This window comes from Devosia rhizoryzae (assembly GCF_016698665.1).
Classification (GTDB): Bacteria; Pseudomonadota; Alphaproteobacteria; order Rhizobiales; family Devosiaceae; genus Devosia; species Devosia rhizoryzae.
The window spans coordinates 2,155,316-2,177,364 of record NZ_CP068046.1 but is presented as its reverse complement, the minus strand read 5'-3'; the positions used below and the strand labels follow the sequence as shown (position 1 = coordinate 2,177,364).

Genomic DNA, 22,049 nt, shown 5'->3' with positions numbered 1-22,049 from the left:
GAAGGCAAGCAAAGCTTAGGTCCAAAGGACCTTAGCGGCGCTCGGAAGGGGGTGTTCTTTCAAACACCAGCACCGTTTCCAAATTCCCATCCCCACCGGCAATCGGCGACACCACCGCGGTCATGAGCCCAAACCCATGCCCCTCGACGAACCGCACCACCTCGGCCATCGCTCGGGCGCTGGCCTCTGCGTCCCGCACCACGCCGCCTGACCCGACGAATTCCCGCCCCACCTCGAACTGCGGCTTGAACAGCACCACGGCTTGCGCCTCCGGCCCACAAAGCCCCAAGGGCGCGGCCAGCACCTTGGTCACCGACACAAAGCTCACGTCGGAAACAAGGAGGTCCACCACGTCCGGGATCGTCTCGCGACCGAGCTCCCGCGCATTGGTGCCCTCAAGGCTCACCACTCGCGTGTCCTCCCGTAGGCTGGCATGCAACTGGTCGTGGCCCACATCCACCGCATAAACCCGCGCCGCCCCGCGCTCGAGCAGCACCTGGGTAAAGCCGCCCGTCGACGATCCCACATCGAGGCACACCTTGCCTTCGACCGCGACACCGCCCGCATCGAGACCCGCAATCAGCTTCAGCGCCGCACGCGACACATAGCCAGATGCGGGATCGCTGATCGCGATCACGTCTCCATCGTCCACCATCTGGTTAGGCTTCTTCGCCGCTGCGCCATTCACCGTCACGGTGCCGCGCAAGATCGCGTCACGAGCGCGCGCCCGGCTCGGCATCAGCCCGCGCTGCTCCAGCATCAGGTCGAGCCGGATGCGGCTCAACCGCGAACCAGCCGCTCGATCTTGGCCAGCGCGGTGTCGCTGGCTTCTTCGTAGGCAATGGTGCCCTCGAAGCTGCCATCGTCATCGATCAGAAAGGTCAGCGCCGTGTGGTTAACGGTATAATAGTCGCTTGCGACATCGCCGGCCTTCTCAGAAAACACCCCGAACGCCGCCTTGGCCTTCTCGGTTTCGTCCGGCGTCCCCACCAGCCCGATGACGCTCGGATCGAAGCCTTCCACATAGGTCTTGACCATCTCGGCCGTATCCCGCTCGGGATCGACCGTGACGAAGATGATGCGCAGGTCCTCTTCGCTCAGCCCCAACTGGTTGCGCCACGCGGTGGTCTCCGCCAGCGTCGTCGGGCAGACTTCGGGGCAGTGCGTATAGCCGAAGAATACAAGGCTCGGCGTTCCGGCGAGCGAGGCCTGCGTGAATTCACCGCCCTTGGTCGAGGCCAGCGCAAATTCCTGTCCCGTTACGCCCAGCGGCCGCTGCGGTGGCCGAAACACAAAAAGCGCCGTCGCCCCGATCGCCACCACGGCCACCAGCACCCAGAGCACGACCCGAAAATTGCGCAAGATGTTGTTGGTCATGATCGTCCCGCAGCCACCAGCCGAACTCCTCCCCCTTCTGCAGGGGGAGGCCGGGTGGGGGTCTCTTGATTACTGAGCGTCAAGCGGCTCGGTCCCGATCGCCTTGCCCTCGCGGCTGAGCGTGATCTTTTCGATCCGCGCTTCCGCCGTCTTGAGCAGCATCTCGCAATGCGCCTTCAGCGCTTCGCCGCGCTCATAGATCGCAATCGATTCCGCCAGCGGCGCGCGGCCGCTCTCGAGCTTCTGCACGATGCCTTCGAGCTGTTCCAGCGCCGCCTCGAAGTTCAGCGTTTTCACGTCGTCATGTGCAGTGTCGGCCATCGGAAATCCCGTCTAAGATTCAGCCATTGAGCAGCGTCAGCACGTGCTGCCGCACGCCGCCGCTCAGGCCCTTGAGGTCATAACCACCTTCGAGCAGCGACACAATGCGGTTGGAACAGCGCCGCCCGGCCACCTCCATCAGCTTGCCCGTCACCCAGGCGAAGTCCGTATCGATCCATTCCAGCTGCGCCAGCGGATCGCGCTCATGCGCGTCGAAGCCAGCGGAAAGCAGCAGCAGGTCGGGCGCAAAATTTTCCAACGCCGGCAGGATCTGCTCGCGATAGGCCTCGCGCATCGCCTCGCCACCGGAATGGGGCGCCAGCGCCGCATTGACGATATTGCCGACGCCTGTCTCGCTCGGATGCCCGGTGCCGGGATAAAGCGGCAATTGGTGGCTCGACGCGTAAAAGACGCTGGGATCGTCCTTGAAAATGTCCTGCGTGCCATTGCCGTGATGGACGTCGAAATCGACGATCGCAACCCGCTCGGCCCCATATTTGCGCTGCGCTTCCCGCGCCACCACCGCCACGGTGTTGATCAGGCAAAAGCCCATCGGCGTCGAAATCTCGGCGTGATGTCCCGGCGGCCGGATGGCGCAGAAGGCATTTTCGGCCTCGCCCAACAGCACCGCATCGAGCCCGGCGAGCGCCCCGCCCAGGCCTGTCGCCACCACATCGAGCGAGCCGCCCGAGATAAACGTGTCGGCATCGATCTGCCCGATGCCCTCTGCCGGACGAGCCGTGCGCAGGCGGCCGAGATAGCCCGCATCATGCACGAGCTCGGCCAGGGTAATGTCGCCATAGGGCGCCACGCGCCGCAAGAGCTTGCCAAACTCTGGCGCCTGCAGCGTCTCGTCCACGGCGCGAATGCGATCCGCCCGCTCGGGATGCCCCTGCGGCGTCTGGTGATCGGCAAAATTGGGCTGGCTGACCAGAAGCGTCGTCACATGCGCTCTCCCGCAAGGTCCGCTCTCGTCTTGACGCGCAGGAGAGCTGTTGTCAAACCACGTCCATGAACGCCCCAGACGCCCAAGCGATCCAGCAAGCTGCCGCCCGCCTTCGTGCCGGCGCACTCGTCGCCTTCCCGACCGAAACCGTCTACGGCCTCGGCGCCGACGCCACCAATGCCGATGCGGTGCTGTGGATCTACGAGACCAAGGGCCGGCCGCGCTTCAATCCGTTGATCGTCCACGTTGCCGATCTCGCCATGGCCGAAACGCTGGGTACCTTTCCGCCGCTGGCGCGCCAATTGGCCGAAAACTTCTGGCCCGGCCCGCTAAGCCTTGTGGTTCCCCTCAGCCCCGGTCACGGCTTGGCTGACGTCGCCACGGCAGGGCTCGACACTGTAGCCCTGCGCGTCCCCGACCACCCCGTCGCGCTCGACCTTCTTCGCGCCACCGCGCGCCCGCTCGCCGCGCCCTCCGCCAATCCCTCCGGCAAGCTCTCGCCCACGACAGCCGACCAGGTCCGCCGCGGTTTTGACGGCAAGGTCGAGGTCCTCGATGGCGGACCCTGCACGGCAGGCGTCGAGTCGACCATCCTTGCCGTCGACGGCAACCGCCTGATCCAGCTCCGCGCCGGCGCCCTGCCGCGCGAAACCATCGAAGCTTTCATCGGCCTTCCGGTCGAGCAGGCCGCAGAAGGCGCCGAAATCGCCGCTCCCGGCATGCTCCTCAGCCACTACGCCCCCAACGCCCACATGCGCCTGGAGACCGCGCCGAATCCCGGCGAAGCCTGGCTCGCCTTCGGCCCCGCGCAAACCCACGACGGCCCCACGCGTAACCTCTCGCCCAGCGCCGACCTCCACGAAGCCGCCCGCAACCTGTTCTCGATGCTGCATGAACTGGACGCGACAGGCGCAGGGATGATCGCCGTCTCGCCCATCCCCGAAACCGGCCTCGGCGAAGCCATCAACGACCGCCTGCGCCGGGCAGCCGCACCAAGAATACCCCCTCCCGAGCGCCGCTAGGCTCGTACCTCGCCAAGCTCTGCTTGCCCTCCCCTCAAGGGGGAGGGTGACACCCAGTGTGGGCCACCCACTCTTCACCCTCCCCCTCAGAGGGGAGGGTAGCGCAGCTTAGCCGCAAGGCTTAGCGAAGCTAGGGAGGGGGTGTCGTCCCCTCAGCGCCCTCGGCTTACCCTTCCCGCACCGAATACGGCTTCTGGTCCCGCATGAATCGTGCCAGCGCCTCAAGATCCGCGTCGCCGCCGGGCGGCAAGACCACGCGCACGTTCACATAAAGATCGCCGTCGCCATAAAGCCCCTTGCCCTTGAGCCGAAGCGCCTTGGATGTATCCACACCGGGCGGCAGGTTCAGTTCCACGGAGCCATCGAGCGTCGGCACCCGCACCTTGGCGCCGAGCACCGCTTCATAAAGCGTCACCGCCACATCGGTGCGGATATCCTGCCCGTCGCGGCGGAAAACCTTCGACTTCTCGAACTTGACCGTCACCAGGGCATCGCCGGGCTCTCCGAGCGGTCCGGGCGAACCTTGGCCCTTCAGCCGAATCTGCTGGCCTTCGTCCACCTTTTCGGGCAGCTTGACGTTGAGCACCTTGCCCGTCGGCATCCGCACCGGCACCGAGGCGGCCTTATGCGCGTCTTCGAGCGACACCGCCACATTGACGACGATGTCGTCGCCTTTTTGCGCCATCCGCGCGCCGGCTCCGCCACCGGCCGCGCCGGTAAACGGATCCCATTGTGCGCCGCCAGCGCCCGGCCGTGCTCCGCCCCGCGGTTGCCCGCCAAAACCGCTCATGAACTCCTTGAGGATGTCCTCGGCCGAAAAGCCGCCCCCTCCCGCGCCGGCGCCCGGCCGCGCGCCGCGCTGGCCGCCACCGAAGCCGGCAAAGCGCGGATTGCCGCCGGCGTCGATTTCGCCACGGTCGAATTGCGCCCGCTTTTCGGCATCGTTCAACAGGTCATAGGCATGCGTCGCCTCGGCGAATTTGCCGTGAGCCGACGGGTCATCGGGGTTCTGGTCGGGGTGGTACTTCTTGGCCAGCTTGCGATAAGCGGACTTGACGTCCTTCTCGCTTGCGGTCCGCGACACCCCAAGTACGGTGTAAGGATCGCGCATTCGGTTCCAATCAATGGGTTAGGCGTTGCCGACGCCACTATTCCAGCCCTATATGGCGACGCCCCTTGGCCTTGTCCAGTCGCAGGAAAAATCATCATGCTGCAGACCCTGACGGAGCGCTTGTTCGACGATGGCGATCGGTCCGATCTCGATCCCTTCGCCCTCTTCGAAGAATGGTTCGCTTTGGCCGAGGATAGCGAGCCCAACGATCCTCACGCCATGGCGCTGGCAACCGCCGATGAGACCGGCCTGCCGGACGTGCGCATGGTTCTGCTTAACCGGCGTGACGAGCGCGGCTTCTGCTTTTTCACCAATTTCGAAAGCGCCAAGGGCCGCCAGCTTGCCGTCAATCCTCAAGCGGCCATGGTCATGCACTGGAAGTCGCTGCGCCGCCAGATCCGCATGCGCGGCCCGGTGGAAGTCGTCACCGACGCGGAAGCCGACGACTATTTCGCCACCCGCTCGCCGGGCAGCCGCACGGCTTCCGCGACATCGAAACAATCGCGCCCCCTCGCCAGTCGCCAGCAACTGGTCGAAGAAGTCGAGGCCTTGACTCAAATGGTCGGCGATGCCGGCGCCCCCCGTCCTGCCCATTGGTCCGGCTACCGCATCATCCCCACCCAGATCGAGTTCTGGAAAGACGGCCAATACCGCCTCCATGACCGCGTCCGCTTCACCCGCGATGGCGACAGCTGGACCAGCACACGGCTTTATCCCTAACCGGTGCCTAAAGAGCGGATGAGGGGTTCTTCACTTCTCCAGCCTAAACTTCCCGCCGAACGAGGATCACGCTTTCCGTGCGGATAGTCATCAGAACATCGAAAATGGCCATCTGGGCGCGCCGCCTGGCGAGCCTGGCGCTGCCGCTTCTGATCCTGCCCGTGATCATGCATCGCGAGCGCCTTCTGGATTCGCCAGCATTCCTCGCCGTCATCCTCTTTGCCGGCGCCGTTGCTGCACTGACCGTCATCGTCTCGGTCATTGCGCTCGTGCGCCTCTGGTACACGGGCGACCAGGGCTGGGGCAGGGCGCTCTCCGGCCTCCTCATCGGCACGCTCTGTCTTTTCCCCTTCGCCTATTACGGCAGCCTGGGGCTCGAATACCCGCCGGTCACCGATATCGCCACCGTCGCCCGCGGCGAACTCCCGTTGGTCTTTGAGCCCGATACGCCCACCATTCCGCCGCCCAGCCTCCTGACCCCGGCCGAGCAGCAGCGGCTTTTCCCCAACGCCACGACCCGCGATTACCCGCTCGATATCATCCAGCTTTTTGCCCTGGTCGATCGCCTGGTCACCGCTCAGGGCTGGGATGTCCGGCAGCGCCGCGAGCCGATCGAACTGGGTGAGATCGGCCGCATCAATGCGCGCATCGTCACCATTCCGGGCTGGCGCGAAGAAGCCGTGCTCCGCGTCACGCCCACGGCCGAAGGCGCCGCCGTCGACATGCGCTCCGCTTCCATCGGTGCGCCGCACGATTTCGGCTCCAATGGCAATCGCATCAGCGACTTCCTGGTCGCCCTCGACAACGAAGTCACCGCATTCCTGCGCGACAACCCCACCATTTCCGGCCCCGTCGTCACCCAGGAAGACGCCGCCCCCGACGTCGAAACCGGCCCCGCCGAAGAGTAACCACTTTCTTCACCCTCCCCCTTGAGGGGAGGGTAGCGTCGCTAGGCCGGCAGGCCGTAGCAGAGCTAGGGAGGGGGTGTGGAGTTTCAGCGCACTCAGGCGCTGAGCGTCCTTCTCACCGCCTCATCCCACCCCTTGACCTTGCGCGCCCGCACCTCGTCCGCCATCTCCGGCTCGAACCGCCGATCCCGCGCCCAACTCTCGGCAAACTCCGCCATAGGGGGCCAGATCCCCGCCTTCATCCCTGCCAGCCACGCCGCCCCCAGCGCCGTGGTCTCGAGGATAACCGGGCGATCCACCGGCGCGTCCAGCACATCGGCCAAAAACTGCATGGTCCAGTCCGACGCCACCATGCCGCCATCGACCCGCAGCACCGTGTCGCCGCTCTCGGTCTTCCAGTCCTTGCGCATGGCCGTCAGCAGGTCGCGCGTCTGGTAGCAAACCGCCTCGAGCGCGGCCTTGGCGATCTCCGCCGGCCCCGAATTACGCGTCAGCCCATAGATGGCGCCCCGCGCCTCGGCATCCCACCATGGCGCGCCGAGCCCCACAAAGGCCGGCACCATGTAAACGTTCTGGCTGGGGTCCGCCGACTCGGCCAAAGGCCCGGTTTCGCTGGCATGCTTGACGAGCTTGAGCCCATCGCGGATCCACTGCACGGCGGCGCCAGCGATAAAGATCGCGCCCTCGAGCGCATAAACCGTTTCGCCATCCAGCCGGTAGGCGATGGTCGTCAGCAGCCGGTTGTCGCTGCGCACCATGTCCTTGCCGGTATTGAGCAGCGCAAAACACCCCGTGCCATAGGTCGATTTGACCATGCCGGGCTCAAAGCACGCCTGTCCGATCGTTGCCGCATGCTGGTCGCCGGCAACGCCCAGGATCGGGATCGCTGCGCCGAATTCTTCCGTCACGCCGAAATCGTCGGCGCAGTCCTTGACCTCGGGCAGGATCGCCGCCGGCACATTAAACAGCGCCAGGAGCTCCTCGTCCCAGCGGTTCGCGCCGATCTCGAACAGCAGCGTCCGCCCGGCATTGGTAGCGTCGGTCGCATGCACCTTGCCGCCCGTCAGCCGCCAGATCAGAAAGGCATCCACCGTCCCGAAGGCCAGCTCGCCTGCCTCGGCCTTGGCCCGCGCACCCTCGACATGGTCCAGCAACCATTTGACCTTGGTGCCGGAAAAATAGGGGTCGAGCAGCAGCCCGGTCTTGCGTGTCACCATTTCCTCGTGGCCGTCGCGCTTGAGCTCGGCGCAATAGCCTGCCGTCCGCCGGTCCTGCCACACGATGGCATTGTGGATCGCCTTGCCCGTCGCCCGATCCCAGATGATCGCAGTCTCGCGCTGGTTGGTGATCCCGATCCCGGCCACATCCCCGGCCCCGATCCCCGCTTCCCCGAGCGCGGTCTTCACCGACCAGACGACGCTTTCCCAGATCTCCTCGGGATCATGCTCCACCCAGCCATCCTGCGGAAAATGCTGCGTGAACTCCCGCTGCCCCACCCCGGCAATCCTGCGCTCCGCATCGAACACGATGGCCCGGCTGGACGTCGTCCCCTGATCGATCGCCAGAATGTATTTCGTCATCGTTCCTCCAAGCCCCCACCCAACCTCCCCCGGAAGACGGGGGAGGAGCCACATCTTGCTTGTGGCTTTATCTTGCGACCGCCCACCGGCCTGACTCCTCCCCCTTCTTATGGGGGAGGCCGAGTGGGGGTCTCCCTACTTCCGGCTCCTGATATAAGCCTCCAACCGCGCCACATCCTCGGCGCCCACCCGCAACCCCTGCTTGGTCCGGCGCCACAACACATCCTCCGCCGTCCGCGCCCACTCGACCTCGACCAGATAGACGACCTCTGCCGCGTAAAGATTGGACCCGAAATGCTGCCCGAGATCGGCAACGCTCCGCGCATCGCCCAGGATCGCCCGCGCCCGCGTCCCATAAAGCCGCATCAGCCGCTTGAGGAAGCGCTGCTCGAAGCCCGGATAATCCAGGCCTAGCCGCCGCACTTCGGCATCGAAACTCTTCACCCCGAAATCGCCGCCCGGCAGCGTGCCGTCCTTGGTCCAGGCCGCGCCCTTCTTGCCCAAGACCTCTTCGATCTTTTCGAGTACCGACTCCGCCAGCCGCCGAGACGTCGTGAGCTTCCCGCCAAAAACGTTGACAACCGCGCCGCTCGCGGCATCGCCCTCGACCTTGAGCACATAGTCGCGCGTCGCTTCCTGCGCCGCCGATGCCCCATCGTCAAACAGCGGCCGCACGCCCGAATAGGTCCAGACGATATCGTCGCGCATCACCGGCCGGCGGAAATATTCGCTGGCGCCCTTGAGGAGGTAATCGGTTTCTTCCTCGCTGATCCGCACGTCCTTGGGGTCGCCATGGTAATCGCGATCCGTGGTGCCGATCAGCGTGAAATCCTCCTCATAGGGAATGGCAAAGAAAATGCGCCCGTCGCTGTTCTGGAAGAAATAGCAGCGGTCGTGATCGAAAAGTTTCTTGGTGACGATATGGCTGCCCTGGACTAGCCGCACATTGGCCGGCCCATTCTTGCCCATGACGCCGTTGATGACAGTGTCGACCCACGGCCCCGCCGCATTGACCAGCATGCGCGCCCGCACGCTCTGGCGGCCTTCCTCGCCGTCGAGTTCCACCGTCCAGCCGCCATCCTCGCGCCGCGCCGACATGACCTTGGTTCGAACGTGGATCTGCGCCCCCCGGTCTGCCGCGTCGCGGGCATTGAGCACCACGAAACGCGCATCGTTGACCCAGCAGTCCGAGTACTCGAAGGCGAGCTTGTAACCCGGCTTCAGCGGCTTGCCCGCCTCGTCCTTGCTCAAATCCAGCGTCTTGGTCGGCGGCAGGAGGCGCCTGCCACCCATATAGTCGTACATGGCTAGCCCCGCCCGCAGCACCATGGCCGGGCGCAGCCCCTTGTGATGCGGCAACACGAAGCGCAGCGGCCAGATGATATGGGGCGCCGAGGCCCACAGCACTTCGCGTTCCGCCAGGGCTTCATGCACCAGCCGGAACTCGTAATGCTCAAGATAACGCAAGCCGCCATGGACGAGCTTTGTCGCCGCGGAACTCGTGCCGGAGGCAAGATCGTTCATCTCGGCGAGGCCAACCTTGAAGCCGCGGCCCACCGCGTCCCGGGCCACGCTCGCGCCGTTAATCCCACCGCCAATGACGAAAACGTCCAGCATGCCGCGCTCCATATTCAGTCCTGTGTTTATACGCAGAGATCGGGAAAACCAAACACGCAAGGCTTCGTGTTGATCTTCCATACAAGTGCGAGTTGACCCGGCCCCGCCAAGCGGCTAGGGCAGGGGTCACCTATCCCAGGCCCGCGGCTCATGCTGTCCATTCTCGCCGTCATCGCGCCGATCTTCGCCCTCATCTGCCTGGGATATCTGGCGGTGCATTTCCGGATGTTTCCGGCCGACGGCATCAAGTCGCTGATCGGTTTCGTCAACAATTTCGCCACGCCCTGCCTTCTGTTTTATTCCATCACCACCAGCGATTTTCGCGCCGCCTTCAACATCGGCATTATCGCTCCCTATTACATCGGGGCGATCGTCTGTTTCGTGGTCGGCATCGTGGTCGCCCGCAAGGTGTTCAAGAACCGTCCCGGCGAAAGTGTCTCGGTCGGCTTTTCGGGCACCTTCACCAATACCGTTCTGGTGGGCCTCCCCGTCATGGCGCGCGCCTATGGCGATGGCGCCCTGCCGGTCGTCCTTTCCATTGTCGGTCTTCACGGCGCCATTCTCCTCACCATCGGCATGGTCACCATGGAGATCGTCCGCCGCGACGGCCAAAGCCTGGGCAAGACGCTGGTCGTCGCCATCCGCCGCGTCATTTCCAATCCCCTGATCTGGGGCATTGCCGCGGGCCTCATCGGCTCGACCATCGGCCTCCAGTTCATCGAGCCCGCCGAGGCCTTTTTCATCATGATGAGCAGCGCCGTGGTCCCGGTAGCGCTTTTCGGCATCGGCGGTGCGCTCACCGAATTCAAGCTCAGCGAAAACTGGAAACAGGCCCTCTGCGCCTCGCTGATCAAGCTGTTGATCCATCCTGCCATCGCCTATGCCTTGATGATCTGGGTGCTCCACGTTCCGATGGAGATCGCCCGCTACGGCATCCTCCTTTCGGCCATGCCCGCCGGCATCAATATCTACGTTTTTGCCACCTATTATGACCGCGGCGTCAGCGTCGCCGCCAACACCCTGCTGATCAGCACCGTCATTTCGGCCCTGACGATCACCTTCTGGCTCTACGTGCTCTCGCTTTAAGACAAGTGCAGACTTTCAGCTCCTGCCCACCCTCCCCCTTGAGGGACACTGTTCAAAAAAGATGCGCGACGTAAGTGTTCATCGCCTCCCTCCCCTTGATGGGGAGGGAATGAGGGTGGGGTGGGGCCGCGCCCTTAACTTGTGTGCTTTGCCTCACCCCACCCCACCCAGCTTCGCTAATGCCTGCCGGCCAAGCTTCGCTACCCGCCCCCTCAAGGGGAGGGAGGGCTGGAAATGATGGCTTCGCTCGCCAAGAAGCGTCCAATCTGAACACTTCCCCCTTGAGGGGAGGGTACTGTAGCTAGGCCTGCAAGGCCTTAGCGAAAGTCGGGAGGGGTGTTAGTGATCTCCCGGATCCACGCTCAACAACCTACGTGCCCGTCACCACGGCGCTCTGGCTGATCTCGCCCACGGGCACCGTCCGCAGCGACACGGCTGCCGCTCCATTGAGCCCTACCGCTAGCCGCACATGCCGCTCGGTCGCACAAAGCTGCAGCACCGGGTCGAAGCCGATCCAGCCGAGCCGGTCGTCGAACGCTTCGGCCCAGGCGTGGAGCCCACCCTCATGCTCGTCATCGCCGACGAGATATCCCGCGACGAACCGCGCCGGAATGTCGAGGCTGCGCGCCGCGCCGATAAACCGGTGCGCCAGGTTCTCGGCCGTCGCCGGGTCCTCGCCCTGTGACTGTGACTGCGATTGCCCACCATCGGCCTGCATCTGCGTCTGCTGCGCCGCCGAGCGGGGCTCGCCGACCAGTGCCATCAACCGGTGCAACATATCGAGCCTATTGCCCCCGGCTTCGAAGCCGGCAAGCAGCTCGGCCGGTGGCGGTGTCAGCGGCGTCACCCGCTTGTAGAGCGCCACCACCGGTTCGCCCTCGGGCCGTCCCAGCACGCCATGGGTATCCCGCGTCACCACCACGCCACGCGCCGCAACCGTTACATCGCCCTCGATGCGACCCTGGTTCACCAGATGCACGCCATTGCCATAGGCATCGGTGAAGCGTCCGGCATTGCCGATTCCCTGCGCCTCGACGCTCCAGCTTTCCACCGTCTGCGTTGGCCCCGAGCCCGGCGTCAGCAAGAGATGCAGCAGCAATTGCCCGCTGCCGGGCGAAAGAGAAAGGCTCAGATTATGCTCGATCTCGATGCGCATCAGTAAAAGTTATAGCTCTCGGAAAGGGCGTCGGTGACGCGGTTGTTGCGCGCGATGAACTCGGTCAAAAATTCATGCAGGCCATGGGCAAAGATCGCGTCCATGTCGGTATTCGCCACCATGTCGACCATGCCCTGCGCCACCTCGTGGCACGCCTCCTTACGCCCATAAAGCGTCGTCAAGGTATCCATGTTCTGCTGTACAAAGCGCGCGCAATAGACTAGCGAACGCGGCATTTCGGGGCGCAGCATCAGGAAATCGGCAATGTTATGGGCCTTGTAGCGGTCATGATAAACGTGCCGATAAGCCCGGTGTGCCGAAGCCGCGCGCAGGATCAGCGTCCATTGCTGGATGTCGAGATCCCCGCCCACCAGCGTCGCTCGCGGCAAGAGCACATAATATTTCATGTCGAGAATGCGCGCCGTATTGTCGGCCCGCTCGACGAAATTACCCATCTGCAGAAACGAAAACCCGTCATCGCGGAGGATGGTGCCGAGCAGCGCGCCGCGGAACTCATGGCTGCGCTGCTTGACCCATTGCAAGAGTTCCAAAAGCTTGGCGCCCCGCACGTCGCGAGGCCTGATCTGGCTATATTCGAGCCAGGCCTCGTTCATGCTCTCCCACATATCGGTGGTGATAGCCGTGCGCACCGACCGCGCATTGGTGCGCGCCGCCTGCAAACACGAGTAAACCGAGTTCGGATTGTCCGGGTCGAACATCATGTAATGGGCGACGGTATCCACATCGGCCACGTCGTGCTTTTCGGCAAAGCCCTCATCAACCTCCGCCGCCTGCATCATCGACACCAGATGCTCGCTCGCCCCACCCTCACGCCGCGACGTCAGGCTCATGCGATACCCGACCTCGAGCAGCCGCGCCATATTCTCTGCCCGCTCCACATAGCGGGACAACCAAAACAGGTTCTGCGCCGTGCGTCCAAGCATCCTCATGTAGAAGAAAGGGAAACTCCCCCCTCCCTAGCGCCGCTAAGCCTTCGGCTAAGCTCCGCTACCCTCCCCTCTAGGGGGAGGGTGAAGCCGGTGCGCTTGGCAAATTCGATCAACACCCCCGATTTTACCCTCCCCCTTGAGGGGAGGGTACCGACGCTAGGTCCAAAGGGCCGTAGCAAAGGTAGGGAGGGGGTGTCGTCCTTCCGCTTGTGCTGCATCATCAATCTTCCAGCACCCACGTATCCTTCGTCCCGCCGCCCTGGGACGAATTGACCACCAGCGAGCCCTGCTTCAGCGCCACGCGCGTCAGCCCGCCGGGCGTGATCCGCACTTCGTCGCCCACCAGCACATAGGGCCGCAAATCGACATGCCGCGGCGCCACGTCGCCATTGATGTGTGTGGGGCAGGTGGAAAGCGCCAAGGTCGGCTGCACGATGTAATTGTCCGGCCGCGCCAAAATCTTGCGCTTGAACTCCTCGTGCATTTCCTCGGTCGCCGTCGGCCCCACCATCATGCCGTAGCCGCCCGAGCCGTGAACCTCCTTGACCACGAGATCGCCGATGTTTTTCAGCACCCATTCGCGCTCGTCTTCATCGGTGCAGTTATAGGTCGGCACGTTCTGCAGCAGCGATTTTTCGCCGAGGTAGAATTCGATGATCTCCGGTACATAGGTATAAACCGCCTTGTCGTCGGCGATCCCGGTGCCGGGTGCATTGACCAGCGTCACGTTCCCCGCCCGATAGGCATCGAAAATCCCCGGCACGCCCAGCATGGAATCGGGCCGGAACGTCAAGGGATCGAGATAATCATCGTCGATGCGCCGATAAACGACATCCACCCGCTCGGGCCCCGTGGTCGTCCGCATATAGACCTTGCCGCCATCGACAAAGAGATCATGCCCCTCGCAAAGCTGCGCGCCCATCTGGTCGGCAAGGAACGAGTGCTCGAAATAGGCCGAATTGTAGATGCCCGGCGTCAACACTGCGATCACTGGCGTGCCGCGCGAATTGACCGGCGCCACGCTCTCGAGCGTCCGCCGCAGGTTTTCCGGATAATTCTCGACCGGCGCGACCTTTGAGCGCTGGAACAGGTCCGGCGCAAGGATCATCATCGCCTCGCGGTCCTCCAGCATATAGCTGACCCCCGACGGCGTCCGCAGATTGTCCTCGAGCACGTAATAGCCATCGGCCCCGACCCGCACGAGGTCGACCCCGATGATGTGGGCATAGACGCCCTTGGCCGGCTCCAGCCCCATCATTTGCGGGCAGAAGGCTGCATTGTTGAGGATCAGCTTTTCCGGCACGCGCCCGGCGCGCAGAATCTCCTGGCGGTGGTAGACGTCATAAAGGAAAGCGTTGAGTGCCTTGACCCGCTGCTCGATGCCCTTCGAAAGCTTGCGCCATTCCTGCGCCGCGATGATGCGGGGGATGACATCAAACGGGATGACCTTTTCGGTGCCCTCGTCCGAACCATAAACCGCAAAGGTAATGCCCAGCCGGCGAAAGATCGCTTCGGCATCGGCCTGCATCAGCCCCAGCGCCTTATCCGGCTGCTCGCTGAGCCAGCCCGCCAGAGCGCGGTAAGGTTCACGGACCGACCCGTCCGGGTTGTACATTTCGTCAAACGGCGTTGTGTCGCCCATTACGCTCCGCTTTTGTCATACGGCTGTCCCATCGCCTTCTTATTGCTACACGTTTATCCAATCCCGTCCAGCCATCCCGCCGAACGGCTTTGACGGAATAAACACTTGTGCAGCAGGATCATGTGCTTAAGCTTCGCGACGCAGATACGGAGCGCCTATGACCATCGAAATCCTTCAAACCCACAAGCTGCTCGACACCTGCGAAAAGGCGCTGGCCGAGCGCTACACCGTCCACAAGCTGCATGAGCAATCCGACAAAGCCGCCTGGCTCGCCGAAAGCGGCACACGCATCCGCGCCGTGGCCGGCGGCAATGTCGATGCGGCGCTGCTCGACAAGCTCCCCAAGCTCGAAATCATCGCCAATTTTGGCGTCGGCTACGACACGATCGATACCAAGGCCGCCAAGGCCCGCAATGTCCGAGTCACCAACACGCCGGACGTCCTCAACGACGCCGTCGCCGAAACCGCCCTGGCGCTGATGATCGGCCTTGCCCGTAAACTCCCCCACGCCGACCGTTACATTCGCGAAGGTAAGTGGGAGGGGGGCAACTTCCCCTTCGTCCAGGAACTGCGCGGCAAGACCGTCGGAATCTTAGGCCTTGGCCGCATCGGCAAGGAAATCGCCGCCCGGGCTCAGGCCTTCAAGATGCGCGTCGTCTACCATGGACGCCACCGCCAGCCGACCGAGCCGCATGTCTACTACGAAAGCCTTGAGGACATGGCGCGCTACAGCGATTGGCTGGTCTTGGTGGCCCCCGGCGGCAAGGAAACCGAGGGCATCGTCTCCCGCGCCGTGCTCGAAGCACTTGGACCAGATGGCTACCTCGTCAATGTCGGCCGCGGCTCGCTGGTCGACGAACCCGCCATGATCGACCTCCTCCAATCCGGCCAGCTCGGCGGCGCCGGCCTCGACGTCTTCGCCGATGAGCCACGTGTGCCCCAGTCGCTGCGCGACCTCGACAACGTCGTCCTCACCCCCCACTACGCCAGCGCCACCCAAACCACCCGCGACGCCATGGGCGCTCTGGTGGTGAAGAACCTCGAAAAACACTTTGCAGGCGAACCCCTGATCAGCGCGGTGGTCTAGTGCACCGATGCCTCCTTCTCCCCTCGCGGGAGAAGGTGCCCGAAGGGCGGATGAGGGGGTCTTCACCTCGCCCCTCTGGGGAGAGGTCGGCGCGCAGCGCCGGGTGAGGGGCCTTTCTTCCTAGCACCCATGCACCACCCGCAGATTCCCATCGACCCCCAAACCCGCTAAACCCTCCCCAACTCACCCTCTCCCGGAGCATTCCCCATGACTGAATGGTGGCGCGGCGGCGTAATCTACCAAGTCTATCCACGCTCCTTTCAGGACAGCAACGGCGACGGCGTCGGCGATCTGGCCGGCATCATCGATCGCCTGGACCACATTGCGAGCCTCGGCGTCGACTGCATCTGGCTCTCGCCTATTACCCAGTCGCCCCAGGCCGACATGGGCTATGACGTTTCCGATTACATGCAGGTCGATCCGCTCTTCGGCTCCCTGCGCGATTTCGACGTCCTGATCGAACGCGCCCATGCGCTTGGCATCAAGGTCATCATGGACCAGGTCGTCAGCCACACCTCCGACCAGCATCCCTGGTTCGCCGAATCGAGCTTCTCCCGCGAAAACACCAAAGCCGACTGGTATGTCTGGGCCGATGCCAATCCCGACGGCACCCCGCCCAACAACTGGCTCTCGGTCTTCGGCGGCTCGGCCTGGGAATGGCATACGGCGCGCAAGCAATACTACCTCCACAATTTCCTGACCTCGCAGCCCGACCTTAACTTCCACAATCCCAAGGTCCAGGACGCCGTGCTCGACGTCATGCGCTTCTGGCTCGATCGTGGCCTCGACGGCTTTCGCCTCGACACCGTCAACTACTATTTTCACGACGCCAAGCTGCGCTCCAACCCGCCGCTGGCGGCGCTCAACGGCAAGCCGGCGGTCAACCCCTACGACATGCAGAGCCACCGCTTCTCCAAGAGCCAGCCCGAAAACGTCGATTGGCTCCGCAAGGTTCGCGCACTCCTCAACGACTATCCCGGCACCACCACGGTCGGCGAAGTCGGCGATGACGAGCGCGGCGTCGAGCTGATGCGCCAATACACGTCCGGCAGCGACCTGCTGCACATGTGCTATTCCTTCGATTTCCTCGGACCCAAATTCACCGCCGCCCATTTCCGCGGCAAGGTCGAAGCCTTCTTTGCGGGCGGCGAAACTGGCTGGCCCTGCTGGAGCTTTTCCAACCACGACGTCATCCGCCACATGACGCGCTGGGCGCCCCACAGCGTTTCCGCCCACGATCTCGCCCGCCAGGCCGCCGCGCTGATCATGACGCTAAAGGGCTCGGTCGGCCTCTACCAGGGCGAGGAACTGGGCCTGCCCGAAGCCGATATCTTGTATGAGGAACTGACCGATCCGCGCGGCAAACGCTTCTGGCCCGAAGACAAGGGTCGTGACGGCTGCCGCACGCCCATGCCCTGGGAGCACGGCATGCTCCATGCCGGCTTCACCACCGGCACCCCATGGCTCCCGGTCAAGCACGCCGCCGCCGCGCTCAGCGTCGAAACCCAGAATGCCGATCCGAACTCGACCCTCAACTATTACCGCCAAATCCTGAGCTGGCGAAAATCCCACCCGGCCCTCGTCACCGGTGACATCCAATTCTTCGACACCGACGAACCCGTCCTCGCCTACCGCCGCTCCGCCGGCAACAAGGACCTCATCTGCGTCTTCAACCTCTCCGCCGAAGAGCGCACGGTTGCGCTCAATGACATCGAGCTCACCCTCGAACCCGTCAGCCACAACGCGGCGCTCGACGGCTCCTCGTTAGTCCTCGGCCCCAACGGCTCGGCCGTCGTCCCGGCGCCAGCAGGCGAGGGCAAAGTGAGCTACTCGGCTTAGCCGCTCATGCGTATCCTCCCCCTCCTCAGGGGGAGGATAGTGAAGCTAGGCCAGAGGCCGTAGCGAAACTAAGGTGGGGGTAGCCGCTCCCTGCGCTTTACCCACCACACCACCACCGGTATCGCAAAGCTCAGCATCAGCAAGCGCACCACATGATGCGCTGCGATGAACGCCGTGTCATAACCCAGCGCGATCCCCAGTGCCCCCATGCCCTCGAGCGCACCCGGCGACAGGCCCAGCCACAGCTGCCCGAACGGCATGTCCACCAGCTGGGACACGCCAAGCGTCACCAGCGTCACGATCCCCACCGTCATTCCCGTCGCGATCAACCCGCCCTTGGCCGCCGCCACGAACTCCGATCGCGTGATCCCGACGAAGCGCGACCCGATCATCGCGCCGGTCAAAATGAAGGTGATGATCACCAGGGGCCCGGGCATGGCCTCCGTATAAAAGCCGCCAAGCTTGGCTGCCGTCGCCGCGGCCATGGCACCCAGGACCATGCCGGCGGGCACTTTGAGCCGGATAAACAGCAGCCCCGTCACCACACAGCCGACCGCCAGTAGCGCAAGCTGCAACGGGTTCAAAAACGCCGTCGCCACCGGTGGATCGAAATGCTCGATCGGCAGAAACACCGCCCCGACAGGCACCGCAATCGTCAGCATAAGAATGCGAATGACCTGGATGATAACGATCTGCCGTGCATTGCCGACACCCGTCGCGGCAATCCCCATCACGAAGGAGAGGTGCCCCGGAAACGAGCTCAGATAAGCGGTGCCCGGATCGAGCTTGAACACTTTCGTCAGCATCCAGCCCGTGATTGCGACAATGATCACCAGTTCCAGCGCCAGAGCGGCAAGGCTGATCGGCCAACTTGCCAGCAGCGTCAGACTGTCCGGCGCAACGCTGGCGCCCATCGACATGCCGATCAGAACGAACACGACATTGCGCAGCCCATCCGGCATGCTGACCGGCACGCCCAACATCGCCGCAACGGTCACCGCCAAGGCACCACCCATCAACCACGCGGCAGGCAGGCCAAGCGCGCTGGCCGCACCCCCACCCGCAGCGGAAATGGCAATGGTCAGGAAAACCGCAAACAGCATGCGGGGTGAGGGGAGGGAAAACATCGAAGCCATAGGAGCCTCTTACGCCCCTACGCCGCGATCGAACAGGCGCTAGCCGGGCAATGCCCCATGCGCAAGAGGGTGCCCACACAACGCGACCCCCTTCCGAGCTGCGCTAAGCCTGTCGGCTAAGCTCCGCTTGCCTTCCCCTCAAGGGGGAAGGTGGGGCATCCAGTTTGTTGCAATATCCTGCCCAACCACCGCACCGACCCTCCCCCTCAGAGGGGAGGGTACCGAAGCTAAGCTCGAAGAGCTGTAGCGAAGGTAGGGAGGGGGTGTCTTCTTCGCTCAGCGAACTGGCAAAGCCCGTTCTACCAGCCTGACCCAATAGCTCACCCCCACCGGGATCGCCTCGTCGTTGAAATCATACGTATCCGTATGCAGCTCCGACGTCGGGCCATTGCCGATAAAAATATAAGCGCCTGGCTTCTCGTTGAGCATGAAGGAAAAGTCCTCCCCGCCCATCGACGGCGCCGCGTCGTCATCGACATTGCTTGCGCCGACCACATCGCGCGCCACGTCCGCGGCAAATGCGGTCTGCTCCGGCGAATTGACCGTCACCGGATAACCACGTGCATAGCGGATCGACGCCTTGGCCCCAAAGCTTTGGGCAAACTGAGGCACGAACTCGCCAAGCCGTGCCTCGATGAAATCCTGCACCGCGCCATCGAGCGTGCGCACCGTGCCCGTGATCTTGGCCGTGCGCGAAATCACATTGTCTGCTTCGCCCGCTTCCACCATGGTGACGCTGAGCACGGCGCTTTCCAGCGGATCGAGATTACGCGAGACGATCGTCTGCAAAGCCGTCACCAGCTGCGCCGAGACGATGATCGGGTCCACCGTCGTCTGCGGCCGTGCCGCATGCCCGCCGACACCCTCGACGTCGATATAAAAGCGATCCGTCGCCGCCATGATGCCGCCGGCGCGTATCCCGAATTGTCCGACCGGAATGCCCGGCCAATTGTGCATGCCATAGAACTCGTCGATGCCGAAGCGCTCGACCAGCCCGTCCTCGAGCATCACCTTGCCGCCGCCGCCGCCTTCTTCAGCCGGCTGGAACACCAGCACGACCTTGCCATTGAAGTTGCGCGTTTCGCTCAGATACTTGGCTGCGCCCAAAAGCATGGCCGTATGCCCGTCATGTCCGCAGGCATGCATCTTGCCCGGATTGACCGAGGCATAGAGGGCGCCCGACTTTTCCGTCATCGGCAGCGCGTCCATGTCGGCCCGCAGCGCAATCGTGCGCCCACCGGCGCCGCCCCTTCCGTTGATGATCCCGACCACTCCCGTCCGTCCGATGCCGGTCACGACCTCGTCGCAGCCGAACGCCCGAAGCTTCTCCGCCACCACGCCGGCCGTCCGATGCACCTCGAACAGCACCTCCGGATGCCGATGCAAATCCTGCCGCCATTCGGCGACCTCGGCTTGAAACTCGGCGACGCGGTTAAGAACAGGCATAAACTCTACCAGAAAGACAAAGACCCCTACAGTGTCACTGCCGCGCGTGGCAGGGTCAAGAGCGCGAACCCACCTTTCCCTCTCCCCTTGCGGGAGAGGGTGGATCGGCCGAAAGGCCGAGACGGGTGAGGGGTTATCGAGGCCCCCTCATCCGCCCTTCGGGCACCTTCTCCCACAAGGGGAGAAGGAAGAACCAATATTTCCTCCCCAACCGCACCCTTTTTCCCCCTCGCTCCCTTGCCCCACCCACCCCTTTTTGCGATGGAAGCCCCAACTTCGTGGAGCAGCTCATGAAAATCCTCGTCGCGGTCAAGCGCGTGGTCGATCACAACGTCCGCATCCGCGTCCGCCCCGATGGCACCGGCGTCGAAACCACCGGCGTCCGCATGTCGATGAACCCTTTCTGCAAGCATGCGGTGGAAGCCGCGGTTCAGCTCGCCGAGAAGGGTCAGGCCGACGAAATCGTCGTCGTGTCCATCGGCCCCAAGACCTCCAACGACGTGATCCTCACCGCCCTCGCCATGGGTGCGCATCGCGGCATCCTGGTGGAAACCGATCAGCCGCTCGAAACCCTTGCCATCGCCAAGCTCCTGGCCAAGGTCGTGGCCGAAGAGCAGCCCGACCTTGTGCTTCTCGGCAAGCAGGCGGTGGACGACGACAGCAATCATGTCGGCCAGATGCTCGCTGCCTTGACCGATCGCCCCCAGGCCACCTTTGCTTCCGAGATCAAGCTTAGCGGCACCGAGCTCGAAGTGACCCGCGAAGTCGACTATGGCCGCGAGACCATAGCCCTGCCGCTCCCCGCCATCATCACAGCCGACCTTCGCCTCAACACCCCCCGCAACGCCGCCCTCCCCATGGTGATGAAGGCGCGTTCCAAGCCGCTCGCCGTCCGTCCCGTGGCAGAGTTCGGCGTTGACCTTAGCCCGCGTCTAACCGTGGAAAAGATATCCCCGCCTGCCGAGCGTCTCGCCGGCAAGACCGTCGGCTCGGTCTCCGACCTTGCTGGCGTCATCGTCACGGTCGTCAACGAGATGGAGGCGATTTGATGAGCGTCCTGGTCCTCGCCGAACTCGACAACCACAAGCTGTCGCCCGCCACCGCCCGCATCGTTGCCGCTGCGGCCAAGCTCGGGCCCGTGGACGTGTTGGTTAGCACTTCCGCAGCAGCAGAGGCTGCTTCTGCTATCGCAGGTGTCACCAAAATCCTCGTCAGCGATATCGCCGATCTGGCAGATGGCTTCGCAAACGCGCTCTTCGATCTGTCCGCGCGTTACGATTATCTCGTCGCCGGCGCCTCGACGCTGGGCAAGGACGTCATGCCCCGCCTCGCCGCCAAGCTCGATATCCAACCGGTCACCGACATCGTCGCCGTCGACGGACCGACCCGCTTCACCCGCCCCATCTATGCCGGCAACGCGCTTGAAACGGTGACCGACAATCAGCCAAAGCACGTCCTCACCTTCCGTGCCTCGGCCTTCCAGCCAGCCGGGCAGGGTGGTCCTGCCCCCGTCGAAAACATTGAAAACACTGTTGTTTCTGCCGTCAAGCTGATCGCCCAGCACCGCAGCGAAAGCGACATACCCGATCTTTCCACCGCGCAGATCGTCGTCGGTGGTGGCGTCTCCGTCGGCTCCGCCGAAGGCTTTGCGCTGATCGAAAAACTCGGCAAAACCCTGGGCGCCGCAGTAGGCGCCACCCGCGCCGCCGTCGACGCCGGCTATGCCCCCAACGATTGGCAGGTTGGCCAGACCGGCAAGATCATCGCCCCCGACCTCTACATCGCCGTCGGCATCTCCGGCGCCCTCCAGCACCTCGCCGGCATCCAGGGCGCCAAGAAGATCATCGCCATCAACAGCGACCCCGAAGCTCCCATCGTCAAGATCGCCGACGTCGTCCTCATCGGCGATCTCTTTGAAATCCTTCCACGATTGACTGCTGAACTGGAAAAACTGCAACTGGGCAGATGAGTTTAACTACCCACTGAATGTCACCCCGGCGAAGGCCGGGGCCCATCCTGAGATCTCAGGATGGATCCCCGCCTGCGCGGGGATGACCGCCGGTGTTTGGGGTCGCATCAAGCCCAACATCCAATTGCAAAAATCG

The 22,049-nt window shown here is 63.7% G+C and carries 20 protein-coding genes; 8 read left to right on the top strand and 12 right to left on the bottom strand.

Features of this window, described 5'->3' with window-relative positions; translation table 11 throughout:
* Positions 1–31: 31 nt before the first annotated feature.
* The 4 genes from JI748_RS10815 to JI748_RS10800 all read right to left on the bottom strand — a co-directional run bounded on the left by JI748_RS10815 (position 32) and on the right by JI748_RS10800 (position 2,644).
* Positions 32–760 carry a TlyA family RNA methyltransferase gene (locus tag JI748_RS10815; RefSeq protein WP_201637247.1) on the bottom strand — a complete coding sequence of 243 codons (729 nt, stop codon included), beginning with the start codon at positions 758–760 and terminating at the stop codon, positions 32–34.
* A 20-nt stretch (positions 761–780) separates the two neighbouring features.
* Positions 781–1,377 (bottom strand): SCO family protein, encoded by a 597-nt coding sequence (locus JI748_RS10810; protein ID WP_201630375.1) that lies wholly within the window; start codon positions 1,375–1,377, stop codon positions 781–783.
* A gap of 69 nt (positions 1,378–1,446) precedes the next feature.
* On the bottom strand, positions 1,447–1,698 hold the full coding sequence (locus JI748_RS10805; protein WP_201630373.1) for an exodeoxyribonuclease VII small subunit: 252 nt from the start codon (positions 1,696–1,698) through the stop codon (positions 1,447–1,449).
* A gap of 19 nt (positions 1,699–1,717) precedes the next feature.
* A complete protein-coding gene (locus JI748_RS10800) occupies positions 1,718–2,644 on the bottom strand; it encodes a histone deacetylase family protein (protein WP_201630371.1) in 927 nt (308 codons plus the stop codon).
* A 65-nt stretch (positions 2,645–2,709) separates the two neighbouring features.
* Here JI748_RS10800 and JI748_RS10795 point away from each other — a divergent pair, with 65 nt between their 5' ends.
* Positions 2,710–3,666, top strand: a complete 957-nt coding sequence (locus JI748_RS10795; protein WP_201630369.1) for an L-threonylcarbamoyladenylate synthase — start codon at positions 2,710–2,712, stop codon at positions 3,664–3,666.
* A 166-nt stretch (positions 3,667–3,832) separates the two neighbouring features.
* Here JI748_RS10795 and JI748_RS10790 read toward each other — a convergent pair whose 3' ends face one another.
* Positions 3,833–4,777, bottom strand: a complete 945-nt coding sequence (locus JI748_RS10790; RefSeq protein ID WP_201630360.1) for a DnaJ C-terminal domain-containing protein — start codon at positions 4,775–4,777, stop codon at positions 3,833–3,835.
* A 96-nt stretch (positions 4,778–4,873) separates the two neighbouring features.
* Here JI748_RS10790 and pdxH point away from each other — a divergent pair, with 96 nt between their 5' ends.
* A complete protein-coding gene (pdxH, locus tag JI748_RS10785) occupies positions 4,874–5,497 on the top strand; it encodes a pyridoxamine 5'-phosphate oxidase (RefSeq protein WP_201630358.1) in 624 nt (207 codons plus the stop codon).
* Between the two features lie 104 nt (positions 5,498–5,601).
* A complete protein-coding gene (locus tag JI748_RS10780; protein ID WP_201630356.1) occupies positions 5,602–6,405 on the top strand; it encodes a DUF1499 domain-containing protein in 804 nt (267 codons plus the stop codon).
* Between the two features lie 95 nt (positions 6,406–6,500).
* Here the strand turns inward: JI748_RS10780 and glpK are convergent, their stop codons facing one another.
* Positions 6,501–7,985, bottom strand: coding sequence for a glycerol kinase GlpK (gene glpK / locus JI748_RS10775; RefSeq protein ID WP_201630354.1), 1,485 nt, complete (start codon positions 7,983–7,985; stop codon positions 6,501–6,503).
* 135 nt (positions 7,986–8,120) lie between these two features.
* Entirely contained in the window at positions 8,121–9,602 is a 1,482-nt protein-coding gene (glpD, locus tag JI748_RS10770; protein ID WP_233280498.1) for a glycerol-3-phosphate dehydrogenase, read from the bottom strand.
* 150 nt (positions 9,603–9,752) lie between these two features.
* Here glpD and JI748_RS10765 point away from each other — a divergent pair, with 150 nt between their 5' ends.
* On the top strand, positions 9,753–10,688 hold the full coding sequence (locus JI748_RS10765; protein WP_201630343.1) for an AEC family transporter: 936 nt from the start codon (positions 9,753–9,755) through the stop codon (positions 10,686–10,688).
* A 370-nt stretch (positions 10,689–11,058) separates the two neighbouring features.
* Here JI748_RS10765 and JI748_RS10760 read toward each other — a convergent pair whose 3' ends face one another.
* The 3 genes from JI748_RS10760 to JI748_RS10750 form a co-directional block, all read right to left on the bottom strand.
* Complete coding sequence (locus JI748_RS10760) at positions 11,059–11,844, bottom strand: transglutaminase domain-containing protein (protein ID WP_201630335.1); 786 nt, start codon at positions 11,842–11,844, stop codon at positions 11,059–11,061.
* On the bottom strand, positions 11,844–12,755 hold the full coding sequence (locus tag JI748_RS10755) for an alpha-E domain-containing protein (RefSeq protein ID WP_233280497.1): 912 nt from the start codon (positions 12,753–12,755) through the stop codon (positions 11,844–11,846). The genes JI748_RS10760 and JI748_RS10755 overlap by 1 nt, the downstream gene beginning before the upstream one ends.
* A 259-nt stretch (positions 12,756–13,014) precedes the next feature.
* Complete coding sequence (locus tag JI748_RS10750) at positions 13,015–14,436, bottom strand: circularly permuted type 2 ATP-grasp protein (RefSeq protein ID WP_201630331.1); 1,422 nt, start codon at positions 14,434–14,436, stop codon at positions 13,015–13,017.
* A gap of 157 nt (positions 14,437–14,593) precedes the next feature.
* Between JI748_RS10750 and JI748_RS10745 the strand changes: the two genes are divergently transcribed.
* Positions 14,594–15,523 (top strand): 2-hydroxyacid dehydrogenase, encoded by a 930-nt coding sequence (locus JI748_RS10745; protein ID WP_201630329.1) that lies wholly within the window; start codon positions 14,594–14,596, stop codon positions 15,521–15,523.
* A gap of 207 nt (positions 15,524–15,730) precedes the next feature.
* Positions 15,731–17,362, top strand: coding sequence for an alpha-glucosidase family protein (locus tag JI748_RS10740; RefSeq protein WP_201630327.1), 1,632 nt, complete (start codon positions 15,731–15,733; stop codon positions 17,360–17,362).
* A 68-nt stretch (positions 17,363–17,430) separates the two neighbouring features.
* Here the strand turns inward: JI748_RS10740 and JI748_RS10735 are convergent, their stop codons facing one another.
* Together JI748_RS10735 and JI748_RS10730 are read right to left on the bottom strand one after the other, a co-directional pair.
* The gene (locus JI748_RS10735; RefSeq protein WP_201630325.1) at positions 17,431–18,498 is read right to left on the bottom strand and encodes an AbrB family transcriptional regulator; all 1,068 of its coding nucleotides are present in this window, start codon (positions 18,496–18,498) and stop codon (positions 17,431–17,433) included.
* Positions 18,499–18,774: 276 nt separating this feature from the next.
* Positions 18,775–19,944, bottom strand: a complete 1,170-nt coding sequence (locus JI748_RS10730; protein WP_201630323.1) for a M20 aminoacylase family protein — start codon at positions 19,942–19,944, stop codon at positions 18,775–18,777.
* Positions 19,945–20,234: 290 nt separating this feature from the next.
* Here JI748_RS10730 and JI748_RS10725 point away from each other — a divergent pair, with 290 nt between their 5' ends.
* Positions 20,235–20,993 (top strand): electron transfer flavoprotein subunit beta/FixA family protein, encoded by a 759-nt coding sequence (locus tag JI748_RS10725; RefSeq protein ID WP_201630321.1) that lies wholly within the window; start codon positions 20,235–20,237, stop codon positions 20,991–20,993.
* A complete protein-coding gene (locus tag JI748_RS10720) occupies positions 20,993–21,913 on the top strand; it encodes an electron transfer flavoprotein subunit alpha/FixB family protein (protein ID WP_201630319.1) in 921 nt (306 codons plus the stop codon). Before JI748_RS10725 ends, JI748_RS10720 begins: the two co-directional genes overlap by 1 nt.
* The last annotated feature ends 136 nt before the right edge of the window (positions 21,914–22,049 follow it).

What these genes read in the sequence shown, in the direction of transcription:
- JI748_RS10815 (WP_201637247.1), bottom strand. Translation starts at nt 760, where the DNA reads ATGCTGGAGCAGCGCGGGCTGATGCCGAGCCGGGCGCGCGCTCGTGAC.
- JI748_RS10810 (WP_201630375.1), bottom strand. Translation starts at nt 1,377, where the DNA reads ATGACCAACAACATCTTGCGCAATTTTCGGGTCGTGCTCTGGGTGCTG.
- JI748_RS10805 (WP_201630373.1), bottom strand. Translation starts at nt 1,698, where the DNA reads ATGGCCGACACTGCACATGACGACGTGAAAACGCTGAACTTCGAGGCG.
- JI748_RS10795 (WP_201630369.1), top strand. Translation starts at nt 2,710, where the DNA reads ATGAACGCCCCAGACGCCCAAGCGATCCAGCAAGCTGCCGCCCGCCTT.
- JI748_RS10790 (WP_201630360.1), bottom strand. Translation starts at nt 4,777, where the DNA reads ATGCGCGATCCTTACACCGTACTTGGGGTGTCGCGGACCGCAAGCGAG.
- pdxH (WP_201630358.1), top strand. Translation starts at nt 4,874, where the DNA reads ATGCTGCAGACCCTGACGGAGCGCTTGTTCGACGATGGCGATCGGTCC.
- JI748_RS10780 (WP_201630356.1), top strand. Translation starts at nt 5,602, where the DNA reads ATGGCCATCTGGGCGCGCCGCCTGGCGAGCCTGGCGCTGCCGCTTCTG.
- glpK (WP_201630354.1), bottom strand. Translation starts at nt 7,985, where the DNA reads ATGACGAAATACATTCTGGCGATCGATCAGGGGACGACGTCCAGCCGG.
- glpD (WP_233280498.1), bottom strand. Translation starts at nt 9,602, where the DNA reads ATGCTGGACGTTTTCGTCATTGGCGGTGGGATTAACGGCGCGAGCGTG.
- JI748_RS10765 (WP_201630343.1), top strand. Translation starts at nt 9,753, where the DNA reads ATGCTGTCCATTCTCGCCGTCATCGCGCCGATCTTCGCCCTCATCTGC.
- JI748_RS10760 (WP_201630335.1), bottom strand. Translation starts at nt 11,844, where the DNA reads ATGCGCATCGAGATCGAGCATAATCTGAGCCTTTCTCTTTCGCCCGGC.
- JI748_RS10750 (WP_201630331.1), bottom strand. Translation starts at nt 14,436, where the DNA reads ATGGGCGACACAACGCCGTTTGACGAAATGTACAACCCGGACGGGTCG.
- JI748_RS10745 (WP_201630329.1), top strand. Translation starts at nt 14,594, where the DNA reads ATGACCATCGAAATCCTTCAAACCCACAAGCTGCTCGACACCTGCGAA.
- JI748_RS10740 (WP_201630327.1), top strand. Translation starts at nt 15,731, where the DNA reads ATGACTGAATGGTGGCGCGGCGGCGTAATCTACCAAGTCTATCCACGC.
- JI748_RS10735 (WP_201630325.1), bottom strand. Translation starts at nt 18,498, where the DNA reads ATGGCTTCGATGTTTTCCCTCCCCTCACCCCGCATGCTGTTTGCGGTT.
- JI748_RS10730 (WP_201630323.1), bottom strand. Translation starts at nt 19,944, where the DNA reads ATGCCTGTTCTTAACCGCGTCGCCGAGTTTCAAGCCGAGGTCGCCGAA.
- JI748_RS10725 (WP_201630321.1), top strand. Translation starts at nt 20,235, where the DNA reads ATGAAAATCCTCGTCGCGGTCAAGCGCGTGGTCGATCACAACGTCCGC.
- JI748_RS10720 (WP_201630319.1), top strand. Translation starts at nt 20,993, where the DNA reads ATGAGCGTCCTGGTCCTCGCCGAACTCGACAACCACAAGCTGTCGCCC.